The organism is Actinomadura sp. HBU206391 (assembly GCF_014323665.1).
Taxonomy (GTDB): domain Bacteria; phylum Actinomycetota; class Actinomycetes; order Streptosporangiales; family Streptosporangiaceae; genus Actinomadura_C.
The window spans coordinates 13,977-30,192 of record NZ_JABVEB010000025.1 but is presented as its reverse complement, the minus strand read 5'-3'; the positions used below and the strand labels follow the sequence as shown (position 1 = coordinate 30,192).

The 16,216-nt window shown below is 70.0% G+C and carries 15 protein-coding genes and 2 pseudogenes; 8 read left to right on the top strand and 9 right to left on the bottom strand.

Features of this window, described 5'->3' with window-relative positions:
• Window positions 1-20 precede the first annotated feature (20 nt).
• A complete protein-coding gene (locus HKK72_RS11990) occupies window positions 21-350 on the top strand; it encodes a hypothetical protein (RefSeq protein ID WP_187234391.1) in 330 nt (109 codons plus the stop codon).
• Between the two features lie 89 nt (window positions 351-439).
• Here the strand turns inward: HKK72_RS11990 and HKK72_RS39825 are convergent, their stop codons facing one another.
• The gene (locus HKK72_RS39825) at window positions 440-682 is read right to left on the bottom strand and encodes a hypothetical protein (protein ID WP_222720606.1); all 243 of its coding nucleotides are present in this window, start codon (window positions 680-682) and stop codon (window positions 440-442) included.
• A gap of 108 nt (window positions 683-790) precedes the next feature.
• Here HKK72_RS39825 and HKK72_RS11980 point away from each other — a divergent pair.
• The 3 genes and pseudogenes from HKK72_RS11980 (at window position 791) to HKK72_RS11970 (ending at window position 3,130) form a co-directional block, all read left to right on the top strand.
• Window positions 791-1,199, top strand: a pseudogene (locus HKK72_RS11980) (YciI family protein).
• Between the two features lie 8 nt (window positions 1,200-1,207).
• Window positions 1,208-2,066 (top strand): annotated as a pseudogene (locus tag HKK72_RS11975) (sigma factor).
• 95 nt (window positions 2,067-2,161) lie between these two features.
• The gene (locus HKK72_RS11970; RefSeq protein WP_187234390.1) at window positions 2,162-3,130 is read left to right on the top strand and encodes a LysR family transcriptional regulator; all 969 of its coding nucleotides are present in this window, start codon (window positions 2,162-2,164) and stop codon (window positions 3,128-3,130) included.
• Between the two features lie 18 nt (window positions 3,131-3,148).
• Here HKK72_RS11970 and HKK72_RS11965 read toward each other — a convergent pair whose 3' ends face one another.
• Window positions 3,149-4,399: a S8 family serine peptidase gene (locus tag HKK72_RS11965; RefSeq protein WP_187234389.1), complete on the bottom strand. Its 1,251-nt coding sequence runs from the start codon at window positions 4,397-4,399 to the stop codon at window positions 3,149-3,151.
• On the bottom strand, window positions 4,393-4,638 hold the full coding sequence (locus tag HKK72_RS11960; RefSeq protein WP_187234388.1) for a hypothetical protein: 246 nt from the start codon (window positions 4,636-4,638) through the stop codon (window positions 4,393-4,395). Before HKK72_RS11960 ends, HKK72_RS11965 begins: the two co-directional genes overlap by 7 nt.
• A 649-nt stretch (window positions 4,639-5,287) precedes the next feature.
• Between HKK72_RS11960 and HKK72_RS11955 the strand changes: the two genes are divergently transcribed.
• Together HKK72_RS11955 and HKK72_RS11950 are read left to right on the top strand one after the other, a co-directional pair.
• Window positions 5,288-6,199 (top strand): hypothetical protein, encoded by a 912-nt coding sequence (locus tag HKK72_RS11955; RefSeq protein ID WP_187234387.1) that lies wholly within the window; start codon window positions 5,288-5,290, stop codon window positions 6,197-6,199.
• A 110-nt stretch (window positions 6,200-6,309) separates the two neighbouring features.
• Window positions 6,310-6,813 carry a hypothetical protein gene (locus HKK72_RS11950; protein WP_187234386.1) on the top strand — a complete coding sequence of 168 codons (504 nt, stop codon included), beginning with the start codon at window positions 6,310-6,312 and terminating at the stop codon, window positions 6,811-6,813.
• 244 nt (window positions 6,814-7,057) lie between these two features.
• On the opposite strand, the gene HKK72_RS11945 is transcribed toward HKK72_RS11950, so the two are convergent.
• Both HKK72_RS11945 and HKK72_RS11940 read right to left on the bottom strand, forming a co-directional pair.
• Entirely contained in the window at window positions 7,058-7,720 is a 663-nt protein-coding gene (locus HKK72_RS11945) for a response regulator (protein ID WP_187234385.1), read from the bottom strand.
• The gene (locus HKK72_RS11940; RefSeq protein ID WP_187234384.1) at window positions 7,717-8,829 is read right to left on the bottom strand and encodes a sensor histidine kinase; all 1,113 of its coding nucleotides are present in this window, start codon (window positions 8,827-8,829) and stop codon (window positions 7,717-7,719) included. The genes HKK72_RS11945 and HKK72_RS11940 overlap by 4 nt, the downstream gene beginning before the upstream one ends.
• Before the next feature lie 225 nt (window positions 8,830-9,054).
• Here HKK72_RS11940 and HKK72_RS11935 point away from each other — a divergent pair, with 225 nt between their 5' ends.
• On the top strand, window positions 9,055-11,271 hold the full coding sequence (locus HKK72_RS11935; protein ID WP_187234383.1) for an MMPL family transporter: 2,217 nt from the start codon (window positions 9,055-9,057) through the stop codon (window positions 11,269-11,271).
• Window positions 11,272-11,397: 126 nt separating this feature from the next.
• On the opposite strand, the gene HKK72_RS11930 is transcribed toward HKK72_RS11935, so the two are convergent.
• From HKK72_RS11930 to HKK72_RS11920, 3 genes are all read right to left on the bottom strand, one after another.
• The gene (locus tag HKK72_RS11930; RefSeq protein ID WP_315987198.1) at window positions 11,398-12,573 is read right to left on the bottom strand and encodes an MFS transporter; all 1,176 of its coding nucleotides are present in this window, start codon (window positions 12,571-12,573) and stop codon (window positions 11,398-11,400) included.
• A 71-nt stretch (window positions 12,574-12,644) separates the two neighbouring features.
• A complete protein-coding gene (locus HKK72_RS11925) occupies window positions 12,645-14,360 on the bottom strand; it encodes an FAD-dependent oxidoreductase (protein ID WP_187234382.1) in 1,716 nt (571 codons plus the stop codon).
• Between the two features lie 34 nt (window positions 14,361-14,394).
• Window positions 14,395-14,574, bottom strand: a complete 180-nt coding sequence (locus HKK72_RS11920) for a hypothetical protein (protein WP_187234381.1) — start codon at window positions 14,572-14,574, stop codon at window positions 14,395-14,397.
• A 78-nt stretch (window positions 14,575-14,652) separates the two neighbouring features.
• Here HKK72_RS11920 and HKK72_RS11915 point away from each other — a divergent pair, with 78 nt between their 5' ends.
• Window positions 14,653-15,018 carry a metalloregulator ArsR/SmtB family transcription factor gene (locus tag HKK72_RS11915; RefSeq protein WP_187234380.1) on the top strand — a complete coding sequence of 122 codons (366 nt, stop codon included), beginning with the start codon at window positions 14,653-14,655 and terminating at the stop codon, window positions 15,016-15,018.
• Between the two features lie 6 nt (window positions 15,019-15,024).
• On the opposite strand, the gene HKK72_RS11910 is transcribed toward HKK72_RS11915, so the two are convergent.
• Window positions 15,025-16,113 carry a flavin-containing monooxygenase gene (locus HKK72_RS11910; protein WP_187234379.1) on the bottom strand — a complete coding sequence of 363 codons (1,089 nt, stop codon included), beginning with the start codon at window positions 16,111-16,113 and terminating at the stop codon, window positions 15,025-15,027.
• Window positions 16,114-16,216 lie beyond the last annotated feature (103 nt).

Below are 16,216 nucleotides of genomic sequence, written 5' to 3'. Positions count from 1 at the left end.
CTGCAACGAAAGGTTCCAACATGCGTCCTTCCATCATGCGTGCCACCGTCTTGGGTGCCACCGCGTTGGCCCTCGTCCTCGGGGTCTCCGGCTGTGGCGGTGATGATGTGGACAAGGCGGCTATGGTGAGCAAGCTCAAATCCGAGCCGGACTTCAAAGAGGTCCCGAGCGACGTCGCCGACAAGGTCGTCAACTGCATGGCCGACGTGGCACTGAAGTACGGCGACAAGGCCGATCTCAAGAGTTATGTCGACGGCAAGATCAAGATGGACGCCGTCAAAGGTGTCGGCCCGAACGACAAGCAGTCGGAGGCCGAGGCCGGAAAATGCGCCGAGATGGCGGTCAAGTAGCACTGGCGGAATGATTCGACCTACGGGCGCGCTCCTCGCGGGCGCGCCCGTAGGCGTCGTGGACTCACCCGTTCGATGAGCGCGGTCATTCAGTAAGGCCATTTCAAGGTCGCCTGGGCGTTGATGCGCAGGTTCTGCCGGCCGTACTCGAAGGTGGCGGCCTTGGCCAGGCCGATCACACCGTGCTTGGCGGGTCTCCAGGCCAGGCCCACGGGCCGCACCCGCGGCTTGACGGCGATGCGGGCCAGTGCCTGCTGGTGGTCGGCGGTGAGCGGGTCGAGCACGAACTGCCGCACCGCCCGCACGTGCGTGGGCGCGGCGGCGACGACCACCTCGTAGCCGATGTCGGTGAGGGCGGCGATGTCGAGAACCCGTGACCGGCTCCGTCCCCGCTATGAACGCGACCACAATGGGTCGCATCAGCACCGAGGAGAATCACAATGGCCAAGTACTTGCTGCTCAAGCACTACCGCGGCGCTCCGGCTTCGGCCAACAACGTTGCCCATGGACCAGTGGACGCCGGAGGAGATCTCGGCGCACGTGCAGTACATGGACGACTTCGCCGCCCGGCTCGAGGGGACCGGCGAGTTCGTCGACGGTCAGGCGCTCGCCCCCGAGGGAGCGTGGGTCCGCTACGACGGTGAGGGGCGCCCGCCGGTCACCGACGGACCGTTCGCCGAGACCAAGGACCTCATCGCCGGCTGGATGGTGATCGATGTCGACAGTTACGAGCGCGCCGTCGAGCTGGCCGGGGAACTGTCGGCCGCCCCTGGAGCGGGCGGCAAGCCGATCCACGAGTGGCTCGAGTTGCGCCCGTTCCTGGCCGCGGCGCCCACCATCACGGAGTGACCTCTCAGGTGAACGAGGCCCTGCTGAGGAGCCTCACGCCGAGCGTGCTCGGGATCCTCGTCCGCCGCGGAGCCGACTTCGCGGCGGCCGAGGACGCCGTGCAGGACGCGCTGGTCGAGGCGGTCCGCGTCTGGCCGGCCGACCCGCCGCGGGATGCGAAGGGCTGGCTGGTCACCGTGGCCTGGCGCAAGTTCCTCGACGCGACCCGCGCGGACGCCGCCCGCCGCCGGCGCGAGGACCTCGTCGACGAGGAGCCGGCGCCCGGGCCCGGGCCCGCGGTGGACGACACGCTCCAGCTCTACTTCCTGTGCGCCCACCCGTCGCTGACGCCGTGTCCGCGGTCGCGCTCACGCTGCGCGCCGTCGGCGGGCTGACCACCCGCCAGATCGCCCAGGCCTACCTGGTACCCGAGGCGACCACGGCCGGTGGGACACCGAGTCGATCGCCGAGGGCATCGAGATCCTGCAGGCGGCCCTCGCCCGCGACCGGCTGGGCGAGTTCCAGGCCCAGGCCGCCATCGCTGCACTCCACGCTGACGCGCTCACCGCCGAGGAGACCGACTGGGTGCAGATCGTCGAGTGGTACGACGAGCTCGCGCGTCTGACCGACAGCCCGGTCGTCCGGCTCAACCGCGCGGTGGCCGTCGGCGAGGCCGACGGACCGCGCGCCGGCCTGGCGGCGCTCGCGGCGCTGGACGACTCACTGCCCCGCCACGCCGTGGTGGCGGCGTACCTCCACGAGCGCGACGGCGACCTGGCGACGGCGGCACGGCTGTACGCCGAGGCGGCCCAGAAGGCACCCAACCTCGCCGAGCGCGACCACCTGACGCGCCAGGCCGCCCGGCTCAACGCCCGCCGGTGTCGCTGACGGGTCGCGCTCAGCATCAGCCGCACCGTCGCGGGATCAAACAACCGGCTCCCGGCGAGCCACAACGATCAGTTGGGCACGCATAAGCTGGATCAATGGATACCGAGGCGGTGCGATCGTTCGTCCGCGCGGCCGAGCTCGGACAGCTGCAACACGCGGCCGACGAGCTCGGCGTGACGCAACAGGCCGTGTCGAAGCGGATCGCAACCCTCGAGCGCGGACTCGACGTCCGGTTGTTCACCCGCACCGCCCGAGGGGTCGAGCTGACACTCGACGGCCAAGCCTTCCTCCCGCACGCCCGGAACATCATCACAGGTGTCGATCGCGCCATCACCGCGATCAGACCGGGCTCGCGGGCCCTTCGGATCGACGTTCTCGGCCTGCGATCCGCGCAGGCCGTCATCCTGCACGACTATTGGCGGTCGCATCCCGAAACCGACCTCGACGTGGTGACCATCCGGGTCAACGACCCGCGCGCGGCGGTCGCCGCCGTCCAAGCAGGCGATATCGACGCCTCGTTCCGCACGGTCACCGACCCGGCCACGCTGCCGCGTGACGTGCAAATGATCCACGCGTTCGACTCCCCGCTGGAACTCCTCGTCGGCCCGAGACATCCGCTCGCCTCCGCACGGAAACTGACACCACCCCAGCTGCGCCGGCACCGGATCTGGGTGCCGGGTATCGCGCCACGAAGCGAATGGGCAGAGTTCTACGGTCAGCTCGCCACCGACTTCGACCTCCGCATCGACGCGGCGGGCCCGAACTTCGGCAACGAGGTACTCCAAGACACCCTCGCGGACTCCGCGGACGTGGCCACCCTCGTAGGCGCGCGCGACCGGTACATCTGGCCGACGAGCTACGACCTACGCCGCATCCCGATCGTGAATCCGACGCTCGCGTACCCGCTCTCGCTCATCTTCCCCAGAACGAATCCACACCCAGGACTCCGGGCAATCATCGACCACTTCGGAAGCCTGACACCGCTCCCCGAGACAACCTGGCTCCCATCCTGGGCAACGAAACCACGCCGCAGCGACGGAGACATCGAACACACCCGACGCTAACGGTCGATCAGCTCCTCTTCATGACGCACGCGGCGCGGACGATGGTGGCGGCGGGGCCACTGATGGCGGTGCGAACGCTCCGGCACCCTGGGCGGCACGTGCCGTACGGCATCGTCCGCGTACGGCGAGCACCACCGCCGCCGCGATCGCCAGCGCTCCCACGGCGATGAGGCCGGAGAATCCCACCAGCACGCCCGTGTCATACCGGACCGCCTTGATCTGGACCGGCCCGGGGCCGAAACGGGTTCTTTCCGATATCGCGCCCGCCGACGCCGGTGCGTACGCCGACCGGCCCTCCAGTTTCGCTGCCCGGTCGAGGCCGGCCGGATTGATGACACCGAAGCCGACGCTCGTGTCGTAGCCGGCCTTGGGGTGGTGCGCCGACTCCGCGATCGCGCGTGCGACCAGTTGCGGCGGCAACCTCGGGTACTCCGAGATCACCAGAGCCGCTGTGGCGGCCACGAAGGTCGTCGCCGGGAGCGGCCCCCTCACCCTCCAGAGCGACTCGCCCGGGCCGATGGACGGCAGGTCGATGCCGGGCGCCGAGACCAGCACCCCGCTGTTGACGCCACTGAATTTCGGCAGCCGTTTGCCGTTCACGCCGATCGCCCCGACGCCGATCACGCCGGGTGAAGCGGCCGGCTCCGAGGGCTCCTGCCAGCCCTCCACTGGATCGTTGCCCGCGACGAGGACGGAGCCCTTGCGCTGCGCGTAGAGCACGGCGGCCCGCAGTTCCTCCAGCTCCGAGTCGTCGCCCCAGAACGGCAGCGCCCATATGACCTGCGCACCTTGATCGGCCGCGTAGCGGATGCCCTCGGCGTAGTACCTCGCCATGTTGGCATCATCGAACCAGCTCTTGGCGCCGCGTTCCTCGCTGGAGGGCATGACGCGGACGGGAAGGATCTTCACCCCCGGGGCGAGCCCTCTGATCCCGAGAGGCGACCTGTACGAAGGACCGCTCCCCGCCAGCAGGGTGGCCACCAAAGTGCCGGTGACCTTCTCGGCTCCCTTGGGCTTCACGAAGGCCCTGCCGGGCTTGACCTTGCCGCGCAGCGTGTCGATCCGGCCGTCCACGCCGTCGGCCACGATCGCGACCGTCACGCCACGACCCATGGTGACCTGTTGAGCGGCGCGGATGTCACGACCGAGCCGCCGCACCCACTCCAGCGAGTCGGTGTGCGCGGGGACGGCCGGCACGGAGGCCGGAACGAACACCAGCAGGCATCCGGCGGCGGCCGCCGCCGCACGGTGCACGACCCGGGTCAGCATCGCACGCTCCTCGTCCGGCAAGGGTCATCGGCAGTCATGAACCGATCCACGACCTCGGTGGTGATCTGCCGGGCGAACTCGAACATGTCCTCCTGGCGGTGGTCCTCCTTCAGCGTGCGGCGGCCGTCCGCCCAGCCGGACACGCGGAAGAACACGTAGGGCGTCCTCGCCTGGCTGAGCGCGAGCACCTGTCGCTGCCCTGCGTCGAAGCGCTCCGCGGCGGTCTTGGGGAACCGCACGGGCAGCAGGCCGTAGCGGAGGGTTGCGGGTCAGCTCATGGCCCGACCGCTATGGCACCGGCGGACACGGCCGCGATTCCGGCGACGATCAACGCGGCGATGACGGTGGCACGTCCCCTCCAGCGCGTCCGGCGCGCGCCCTGTGGAGACGCTCCCGGGGGCGCCTCCGGCAGCGGTTCGGGGATCGAGACCGGCTGTTCCCCGGATGGGCCCGGCGGCATAGAAGTTTCCGACACGCTTACTGGACGTGTGGCACGTCATATTAGGTTACATGTCATAAATCACATGCGGCGGGAGCCGACCGCGGCGAGCTGTGACCTGTCGTTCATTCGGGTTATAGCGTCCGTGCGCACTTGGCGTCGAACGTTTCATGGGCCTCGCTCCGGTTTACGCCACTCAGGGTCCGCGCCCTGCTTTTACCCTCGCACAGGCACCCCGGCTTACCAATACGCCAGATCGCGTACCACATATAACGCCAGACGGTGACGACCTTCAGGGGAGTCGGCGCCTATTTTCGACTCGGTAAAGGGACACGAAGACAGGCCCGGCCGCGGCTTGCACCCTGCTTGAGGAACTACCACTGCGCGAGCCGGTGAGATCCGGTCTTCGATCCTCAGCCAAGCCGATCAGGAACGAGGAGTCACTTGCGATGCAGCGCATATTCGCGACGCTCACCACGACGGCTGTTCTCGCCGGCGTCGCGCTGACGGGCTGCGGGTCTTCGGACGGCGGACCTGCGGCGCCGGCACCGGACCGTGACCTCACGCGCGCCGAGGAACTGCGGATCTCCGACGCTGAACAGCGGCTGGTCAAAGGCTGCATGAATCGGCGGGGTTTCTCCTACTGGGACTGGGAGCCGATGACCTTGGAGGAGAGCCGTACGGTCGGCTACGTCCAGGACGACGTCGCCTGGGCGCGCAAGCACGGCTACGGCAGCCGCATCGATGCCAAGGCCACCTGGGCCAGGATCAACAATCCCAACGGCGCCTACACCCGCACGCTCTCGCGCGAGCGCCGCCGGGCCTACGACCAGGCCCTGGACGGCGGCCCGGACGCCCCGGTCCTCACCACACAGATCCCCGGCGGTGGCACCATCAGCCGCCGTGCGGGTGGCTGCGCGAGCCAAGCCCAAAAGCGGCTCTACGGTGATCTTGCGACCTGGTTCCGCATGGACAAGGTCGCCGACAACCTCCGTCGCCTGTACGTACCGGAAGTACTGCGCGACCAGCGCTTCCAGCAGGCTGTGCGGCTCTGGTCGGCCTGCATGCACCGGGCCGGCCATCCCTATGCCGACCCGGCCCAAGCCCGCGAAGCGGCGCGCAAGGGGACCCGGGAGCAGACCGGCGCAACCTTCGACAAGGCGTTCAAGACCGAGACCGAGATCGCGGCAGCCGACGCCACGTGCGCCCGCCAGACCTCACTCAAATCCATCGGCCAAGCCCGGCAGGCCCACTACATCGAGAAACTGACCGGCGAGTACGGCGACGAACTCGCCACCCACCGCCGCCTCCACTGGGCGGCACTGGCCCGCGCAGAGAAGATCGCCGGCCCCCGGCCCTGACCGCACCGGCCCCCGGCCCATCGGCAGTCGCATCCGCCGAGCACAGACTTCCACGGTGACCGGCCGCGGATCAGCACGCCTCCGTGGAGGCGTCCGAACAAGGAGGAATCATGCACAAGATGGGAACGGCTGTCGCCGCACTCGCACTGGCCGCCGCCGGATTGACGGGCACGGCCACAACAGCCCAGGCGGAGAATGTGCGCGCGCAGGAGGCGGGCTGCAGCACCGCGTGGCCAGGGCGCGACGGGTACGTGCGCGCCTGGAAAGACGTCAACTGCGGCGGCACCCTCCTCGGCGCAACCCAGGGCAACGATGCGAACTGGGCCGACGGCTCCGGGGCGTTCAGCGGCAGCGACAACGACAACGCCTCCTCGGTGATGAACAGCGGCTACCTCGGCGGCCGGGACGTGGTCGCCTTCTACATCATGTCCGAGCACCGCGACGAGTCCGGTTACGGCTGCCTCGCCCCGGGTGAGCTCTACGCCGACTGGCTGGGCGACAACTACTACTACAGCTCGACCACCGGCCGCACCGACATCAGCATGGAGAACAGCATCTCGTCCCATCTGTGGGTGTACTCCAGCGGCTGCTCCAGTAGTAGCTGGATCACCTGACGACCGACCCGAACCCAGGGCCCGCCGACGCAGAAACGGCGGGCCCTGCAGCGGAAGCTCGCGAACCACGCCCAGGAGGCTTCACGCTGCTTTCTCCTCGGCCGGGTACCGCTGCCATGGTGGCGGACCGGCTCCGCTCCACCGGGCTCGCCGTGACCACTGGCGTGGGCGGGCACAGGGTCGTCGGCGTCCTCGAAGGCACGTACCCCAAAACGGGTCCATATCCACGCACGGGCCGTCGATGTCAGCGGTTGTGCGGAGCTACCAGGCCGGATTCGTAGGCGAGGACCACGAGTTGGGCGCGGTCGCGGGCGTGGAGCTTGGTCATGGCCCGGTTGATGTGGGTTTTTGCGGTCAGTGGGCTGATCACCATGTGGTCGGCGATCTGGTCGTTGGACAGGCCCTGCGCGACCAGGACGACGGCTTCGCGTTCGCGGTTGGTCAGCTCTTTCAGCCTTGTGTCGGCGCCTGTGCGGGGCGGCTGGGTGACGTACCGGTCGATCAGTTTGCGGGTGATCGACGGTGAGAGCAGGGCGTCGCCGCGCGCGGCAACCCGTACGGCGTGCAGGAGGTCTTCTGGCTGGATGTCCTTGACGAGGAATCCGGCGGCGCCGGCGAGCAGCGCGTCGAAGACGTATTCGTCAAAACCGTAGTTGGTCAGGATGACGACGTGTACTCCGGCCAGGGCCGGGTCGGCGGCGATGCGCCGGGTCGCCTCGATGCCGTCGACGACCGGCATCTGGATGTCGATGAGTGCGATGTCGGGCAGGTGTTGCTTGGTGAGGGCCAGGCCCTGCTTCCCGTCGGCGGCCTCGGCCACCACCTCGATGTCGTCTTCGATGTCGAGGAGCGCGCGGAATCCGCTGCGAAGGAGCGGCTGGTCGTCGACCAGCAGGACACGGATCATGACGTTGGGCCCACCGGGAGTTCGGCCTGGACGGTGAAGCCGCCCTCGCCGCGCGGTTCCGCGCGCAGGCGACCGCCGAGGGCGGTGACTCGTTCGCGCATTCCGAGCAGTCCGACGCCGGGCATCGGGGCGGTGTCGGGGGTGGCCTTGCCGTCGTCATCGACTCGGATGGCGAGGGTGTCCGGTTGGTAATCGATTTGGACCGACGCGGTAGCGGCGGCGGCGTGACGGGCGATGTTGGTGAGCGACTCCTGAACGATCCGGTAGGCGGTCCGGCCCACCGCGGCCGGCATGTCGTGTCGTTGCCCGTCGATCGTCAGCGTCGCGTCCAGGCCGGTCGCACGGGCCCGTTCCACCAGTTCCGGGATGTGGTCGAGACCGTGCGGTGGGGTCTTGTCGTCGTCGCGCAGCGCCTCCAGGGTCGCTCGCAGCTCCCGGTTCGCCTCACGACCGGCCTCCAGGATCGCCAGCAGGGCCTCCGGCACCTGTTCGCCGCGCTTGCGGGCCAGGTGGACGGCGACTTCGGCCTGCACCTTGATGACCGAGATCTGGTGGGTGAGCGAATCGTGCAGCTCCCGCGCGATGTGCAGCCGCTCCTCGCCGGCGCGGCGCCGCGCGGTCTCCTCCCGGGTGCGCTCGGCTTCGTCCGCCCGCCTCTCGGCCTGCCGCAGCGCTTCCCCTGCAGCGCCGGCGGCGATCAGCCAGGCCAGCTCAAGGGCGCCTCGGGCTTGCGCGAACGCCTCGCCCGTGTCGTGCAGGGAGGCCAGGGCCGCGAGCGGGAGAGCGGCCAGCAGGGCCACGGACGCCGCCACCGTGATGATGCGGTGCCCCGCCCGCACGGCGGCGTACACCGCGAACAGGAACGCCACGGCGGGCACGTCGAAACCGGCCGCCTGGTAACCCACCGCGCACAGCCCGGTGACGGCCAGGACGGGAACCGGAGCCCGACGACCGGCAGCCAGCGCCAGGCCGCCGGCCACCAGCAGCGCGTAGCCGAGCAGGTCGAGGTTCGTGGCGGAGTGCTGCTCGGACAGCCCGGTGACCAGCAGGATCGCCGCCACGCAGACGGCGATCGCCCAGTCTCTGATACCGGCCCGATCTGTGCCCATATGCGCACCTTAGCCGGATGTCGCTGCGGGCGACTCCTGCTCGCGGACGAGCGGACGCCTACCGCGCACGCAGTACCTTCGCGGCGCCTGCGGCGTCTGCGGCAGCCGGATGCGCCATCGGCGGCAGCGCGAAGTGCGTCCGTCTGCACGACGACCGGCCGTGCCCCCGGCGGCCATGATCAGCGACACCAGACCATCGGAAAGAGACGTACGAAAGGAGAGGACATGAGGGAATCAGACCATGCCCCCCTGGCAGCGCCCGAGCGCTCCGCCGGGCGGCGGCATACGGATGGAGCTCTGGCGGGACTGGCCCGGTTCTGTTACCGCCGCCGCCGCTTGGTCCTCCTGACCTGGATCGTCGGCGTGATCGCCGTGGCGTTCGCCGGCTTCGGCTACGGCGCCGCCTCCGACAATGACTTCTCCGGTGGAGACTCCGATTCCGCCAAGGCGCAGGTTCTGATCGAGAAGCACTTCCCCGAGCAGCAAGGGGACACGCTGACCCTTGCGATCAAGGCAGCGAAGGGGATCGACGACCCCGCCGCCCGGCAGAAGATCGAGAAGGTCCTCGCCGATCTGGACGCCTCACCCATTACAGGACCGGTGACCTCGCCGTATCAGGACGAGAATTTGGTGACGAAGGATCGTCGTATCGCCCGTACGACCATCCCGCTGACCGACAAGGAGGCGACGAAGGCCGAGGTCGAGCCCCTGGTGACCACGGTCAAAGAAGCCTCCGGTGACGGCGTGACGCTGGGGCTGGGCGGGGAAAGGGCAGAGAAGGCCGAGACACCTCCGCAGGGTCCGGCCGAGAGCGTGGGGGTCCTGGCAGCAGCGGTGATCTTGTTCATCGCCTTCGGGTCACTGGTGGCGATGGGCCTGCCGATCGTGACCGCACTGATGGCGATCCTCGCTGGCATCGCCCTGATGAAGCTGGTGGGGCACGTGGTCCCCTCGCCGGATTTCACTGTGATCCTCGCCGCCATGATCGGGCTCGGTGTCGGGATCGACTACGCACTGTTCATCCTGACCCGCTACAAGGACAGCCTGCAGGACGGCGACGAGCCCGAGAGCGCCACTGTCAAGGCCATCACCACCGCAGGTCGCGCGGTGCTGTTCGCCGGCACGACCGTCGTGATCGCGTTGCTGGGCCTGATCGTCATGGGACAGAGGCTGATGACCGGAGTGGCCGTCTCCACGTCGGTGATCGTGCTGGTGACGATGATCGCCGCGGTGACCCTGCTGCCGGCGTTCCTGGGCTTCACCGGCCACAAGATCAACTCGCTGCGCCTGCCCCGCCGCACGTCCCGCCGGCAGAGGGCCGACGGTGTCCCGTCCCGGGAGCGCCGCACTCTCGCCGAGCGCTGGGCAGGCGTGGTGCAGCGCAGGCCGCTGGTCGCCGCGGTTCTGGCCGGAGGGGTCCTGCTGGTGCTGGCCGCCCCCATGCTGTCGATGCGGCTGAGCCTGCCCGACGCCAGTGTCCAGCCCCACGACAGGAGCAGCTACACCTCACACAAGATCGTCTCCGAGGGCTTCGGTCCCGGCTACGGCGCACCCCTGATCTTCGCCACCGAGGTCGACTCCAAGGACGCCGATCTGCGTCCCGTCGTCGAAGCGGTCGGCAAGACCGAGGGCATCGCCTACGCCACGCAGTCTCGGATCAGCAAGGACGGGCAGGCCGCCACCTTCATGGCCTTCCCCAAGACCGGATACCAGGACGAGGCGACCGCGGACCTGGTGCACGAGCTCCGCGACGACGTGCTGCCCAAGGCACCCGGCGGCGAAGGGGTCTACGTCGGCGGCCCGAACGCCAGCACGATCGACTTCGCCGACGAGGTCGGCTCGCGCCTGCCCCTGATGATCGCGGTCGTCATCGCGATGTCCGTGGTGCTGCTGATCGCGCTGGTCCGGTCGATCACGATCGCGCTGCAGGCCGCCGTGATGAACCTGCTGTCGATCGGCGCCGCCTACGGCGTGCTCGTCGCGGTCGTGCAGTGGGGATGGCTCGGCTCGGCCCTCGGTTTCCCCACCGAAATGCCGATCACGACCTGGGTGCCGATGATGATGTTCCCGGTCCTGTTCGGCCTGTCCATGGACTACGAGGTCTTCCTGATCTCGCGGGTCCGTGAGGAGTACGAGCGCACCGGCGACACCCGGAGGGCCGTCACTCTCGGGCTGGCGCGGACCGCCAAGGTCATCACGGCCGCGGCCGCCATCATGATCGCCGTCTTCACGACCTCCCTGCTCGGCCCCGACGTCGCGGTCAAGCAGGGAGGTCTGGGCATGGCCGTCGCCGTGCTCATCGACGCCACCATCATCCGGATGGTCCTCGTCCCCGCGGTGATGGAGCTGTTCGGCAAGGCCAACTGGTGGATGCCCGGACGCCGGGCACCGAAGGCGACTTCGGCTCCACAGGCCGGCGTCGAGGAAGCGGCCAGAGTCTGATCCTTCCTCGAGTCGGAGTGCGGGAAACCCTCAGGCGGGGTTCCCCGCACTCTTTGCGTGGGGCGGCCGGCGAACTCCTGACCAGCACCCACCTGCCTTTGATCGGTGTGCGGGCGCACCCTGGGGTCAGGCGGGTCGGCGGCGTGCTGGGACGCTGCCTACGGCCAAGACCGCGGCGAGGGCGGCCGCGGCGGTGAGTGCGGTGAACAGGTGGGGGTAGCCGCCGAGGCTGGCGGCGAGTGCGGCGCCCGCCCAGGGGGCCAGGGCGCCGGCGGTGGTGATGGGCGCGGCCAGGATGCCCGATAGCGCGCCGTAGGAGGTGGTGCCCCACCGGTCGGAGATGGCGGTGGCCTGCAGCAGGGTGGCGATTCCCCGGGTCGTGCCTGCTAGGACGGCGACGGCGATGAGGAGCGTGACCGGGCCGGGGAGGACGGCGAGGGTCGCGGTGGTGGTCGTCGAGAGCGCCAGGATCCAGACGGTGCGGGCGCGGACTGTGGTGCGACGAACCAGCGTGCTGTAGCCGAGGCGGCCGGCGACCTGGCCCAACCCGCCCAGTCCCAGCGCCCAGGCAGCGGTGGTGGCGCTGGCGCCGCGCTCGATGAGCAGCGGGATGAGGTTGGTCAACACCGCGAACATGGCGAACGCCGACAAGGTCAGCGCTGCCGTCAGCAGGACGAACGGGCGACTGCGAAGCACGTCCTTCACCGCACCGCCGGCACTTTTAACGTGGAGGTCAGGGCGGACCGGTGGCCAGGATCGGCGCAGCGCGAAGGCGTGCAGCGGGATGGTCAGAACGGCGAGGACGGCAGCAAGTACGAGATAGACGCCGCGCCAGGGCAGGTGGGTGGCGAGGGCGTCGGTGAGCGGGGCGAACACGGTACTGGCCAGCCCTGCGACGAGGGTCAGGGTGGTCAGGGCGGTGACGTGGCGCGGCCCGTAGTAGCGGGTGAGGGCGGCGAACGCGGGCTGGTAGAGCACCGCGGCCATGGCGGCTCCGGCCAGCAGCCATGCGGCCGTGAACCACCACAGGTTCGGGGCGAGGGCCACGCCGGCGACAGCGGCGGTGGCCACGACGGAGCCGGTGGTCATGACGGTCCGGGGGCCGCGCCGGTCGAGGACGCGGCCGAGCGGGATGCCGCCGATCGCGGCCAGTACTAGCGCGGCGGAGAACGCGGCGGTGGTGGCTGTGGCGGACCATCCGGTGTCGCGGGTGATGGCCGGAGCGAGTACAGGGAAGGCGTAGTACAACACGCCCCAGCTGGTGATCTCGGTGACGCACAGCGCCGCCAGGACTGTGCCCACCAGTGGGCGGTCACTGCGGGAGGTACCGGCGGCCTGGGGCGCCGCCGGTACCTGCGTGGGTGTGTCCGAACTCAATGGTCAGGCATCGGCGCGGCGAGCTCGGTGCCGGTGGGTTCGGCGTCACCGGAGTAGCCGTGCCGGCGGCCGGTGGCGAACCCGGCGCCTGCCCCGGAGCCCACGCCGAGCGAGACCGGCTGCGGGCCACCGCCGCAGCAGGAGGAAGCAGCCTCACGGGCCGGTTCGCCGACGGGTTCGGCGACCGACTGGGCGGTCTGCTCGGTGGGCTCGATGGAGCAGGAGGTACCGCAGCCGTCGGCCTGGTCGATGCCGAGCATGTCTTCGGTGATCAGGTCGGTGGAGCACACGCCGGTCTGGGGCAGGTCGAGTTCGACGGCGTCGGCGGCCTCCCTGTCGCCGGCCAGCGCGGCGACCACCGAGCGGACCTGCTCGTATCCGGTGGCCATGAGGAAGGTCGGAGCGCGGCCGTAGCTCTTCATCCCGACAATGTAGAAGCCGGTCTCGGGGTGGGCCAGGTCGCGTTCACCGTGCGGCGGGACGGTGCCGCAGCTGTGGAAGTTGGGGTCGATCATCGGGGCGAGCTTGACCGGCGCCTCGGTGGCCGGGTCCAGTTCGACGCGGACCTCGCGCAGCATGTCCAGGTCGGGCCGGAACCCGGTCGCCGCCACCACCGCGTCGGCGGTCAGGACCTGGTTGCCGTCGGGGGTGGAGCCGGTGACCTGGACGGGCCCGGCGGCCGGGCCGCCGTCGGGGGCGTTCAAGGCGGTGATGGTGAAGTTGCGGACCAGAGTGATCGCACCTGAGTTCACCGCCTCCTTCAGCCGAGTACCCAGAGCGCCGCGGGCGGGCAGGCCATCGGCGTCGCCGCCGCCGTACAGCCGCGCGGCCGAGGCGCCGCGCACCGCCCAGGTGATGTGGGTGCCGGGTTCGGTCCGGGCGAGTTCGGCCAGGGCAAGCAAGGTATTGGCGGCCGAGTGGCCCATACCCACCACCAGGGAGTGCTTCCCGGCGAACCGGACACGGTCACGGCCGAGCACGTCGGGCAGCGGGCCGGTGAGGTGGGACGCGGCCTGCTCCTCCCCCGGCGCGGACAGACCCGAGTGCCCCAGCGGGTTGCCGTGCCCCCAGGTGCCCGAGGCGTCGATCACGGCCCGGGCCTGGATATCGCGGACGGCACCGTCGGCGTCCACGGTGCGCACCAGCAGCGGCCGCTCATCGCGCCCCACGGTGCGGGTGGCGTCCACGCCGTGCCGGGAGACCGCGATGACCGTGGTGTCGGTGCGGATCCGGCCGGCCAGTTCGGGCAATGTGGCGAGCGGGGCCAGGTAGTCGCGTACCAGCTCGGCGCCGGTCGGCAGCACCTCGGTCGGCGGCGGTGTCCAGCCTGTCTTGTTCAGCAGGCGGCGGGCGGCGGAGTCGGTGTTGTACCGCCACGGCGAGAACAGCCGGACGTGCCCCCACTGCGATATCGCCGCCCCGACCTGGGGACCGGCCTCCAGGACCGTGAAGTCCAGGCCGCGTTCGGCCAGGTGCGCTGCGGCGGCCAGCCCGATCGGCCCGGCGCCGATCACCACAACAGGCAGCCCATCGGCGGCGGCGTCCTCGACACAGCCGCAGCCGGCGTCGGCCTTGGCATCCAGCACGGTCACCGCGGGGTCCTGGGACTGCTCGGTATCGGTGCAGCAGGCGCTGACTCCGCAGCAACTGCCCTTGGCGACCGGTGCACCCTGGAGTCCGGCGGGCTCCTGCGGTTCGATGTTGGCACTCATGGATGTCTCCTTACTGAGGCTGATCGAGAGCGGGTCAGAACCGGGCGCGGTAGGCGGCGTGCGTGACGCGGTCGCGATGGGCGGCCGAGCGGCAGCCGCTGGTGCAGACCTCGCCGCCGCAGCACTCGTCGAAGGTGACTCGCCCGGCCCCGGCAGCGGTGCCGGCAGGACGGGTGGAACGGCGGACCGTGATCCGGGTGAGCAGCGACCGCATCCCGACCTCCTTGATTCGAAGTTCGTCTAAGTAGGCGCGAGTTTGCCTTGCGGGATAGATGGATGTCAAATTAGAGGCATGTCGAAGTCGTTGGGCCTTGAGGACGTGTCCACCCCGGTGTGCTGCGCGCCACTGAGCGGCCCGGTGATGGGCGCCGGCGAGGCGACCGAGCTGGCCGGGGTGTTCAAGGCCCTTGCCGACCCGATCCGGCTGCGGCTGCTGAACCTGATCGCCTCGGCGGAAGGCGGGGAGGCCTGCGTGTGCGACCTGACCGTGCCGTTCGAGCTGACCGCGCCGACCATCTCCCACCATCTGAAGGTGCTACGCCAGGCCGGCTTGATCGAAGGCGAAAGGCGCGGGACCTGGGTGTACTACAGGGTGGTCCCCGAGGCACTCACCCGCCTGTCGGGCCTGTTCGCGCTGCCGGCGCTCACGGCGGCCTGAGTCATCTCATCGGCGGGTGCCGGCTGGGGCGTCGGCTTGTGCCTGCTTGCGCAGCCGGCTGAGGACGTGGCGGGCGTCGGCTCCGACGCCGCGCAGCGTGGCTGAGGCGAAGGAGCGCTGCCATTCCAGTCCGACGAATCCCAGGCCCGGATGGGTGGGTGACACGCCACCGTGGTGGCGGGGTTGCCCGTCGGCGTCCAGGGCGTTGCTCAGGCCGGCGAGGTAGTCAACGCCGGGCCGGTACCCGGTGGCCAGCAGGATCGTGTCGGCCTGCTCCCGGGTACCGTCCGCCCACACCACCTGTGCGCCTTCCAGGCGGCTGAACATCGGGCGGCGGTCGGGATTGCCGGTGGCGATGGCCTTGCGGTAGGTGCCGGTGTCGAACACCGGGGCACCCTTGCCGCCCGTCAGCAGCGGCCTGGCCCATCCGGCGGTGTCCAGCCCGGTCCATTGCAGCCACAGATGCATGTCACGGCCGAGCACCCGCTGGGCCATGAACCGCAGCGGATGGCGTGTCGCCAGGCTCACCCGCGCGTGCCCGGCGAGTTCGATCGCGATCTGGACCGCCGAGTTCCCGCCACCGACGATCACGACCCGCTGCCCGTCCAGCGCCTCGGGGCGCCGGTAGTCACAGGAATGCAGCACCGTGCCGGCGAAAGAGCTCAGCCCTGGGAGCTCGGGCCGGTGCGGGCGGCTGAACGCCCCGGTCGCGGCGATCACCATCGGCGCCTCGAACCTCTCGCCGCCGGTGGTGGTGACCTCGAACCCGCCGGAGGCGGGCGCGGCGATGCGCTCAACGCGGTGGCCGGTGCGAATGTCGGCGTCCAGCGCGGCGGCGTAGTTCGTCAGGTAGGCCACGACCTGGTCACGGGTCGGGTAGCCGTCGGGGTCGCCAGGGAACGGCCGCCCGGGCAGCGCGCTGCGGCGGGCCGGTGAGAACAGGGCCAGGCTGTCGTAGTAGTGCGGCCACGACCCGGTCATGGACCGGGTGGCCTCCAGCACCACAGGCGTCAGGCCCATGGCGCGGGCGGTGTGGGCGGCGGCCAGCCCGGCCTGGCCGCCCCCGATGATGAGGAGGTCGGTACGGTGCGACATGACGAGAACATATCATCATTTCGCGAAATGACGATATGTTCGGGGTGGGAGACTGGCCCAATGCCGGGCACGAGATCGAGGACCGGCGGGGCGGCAGGCGAAC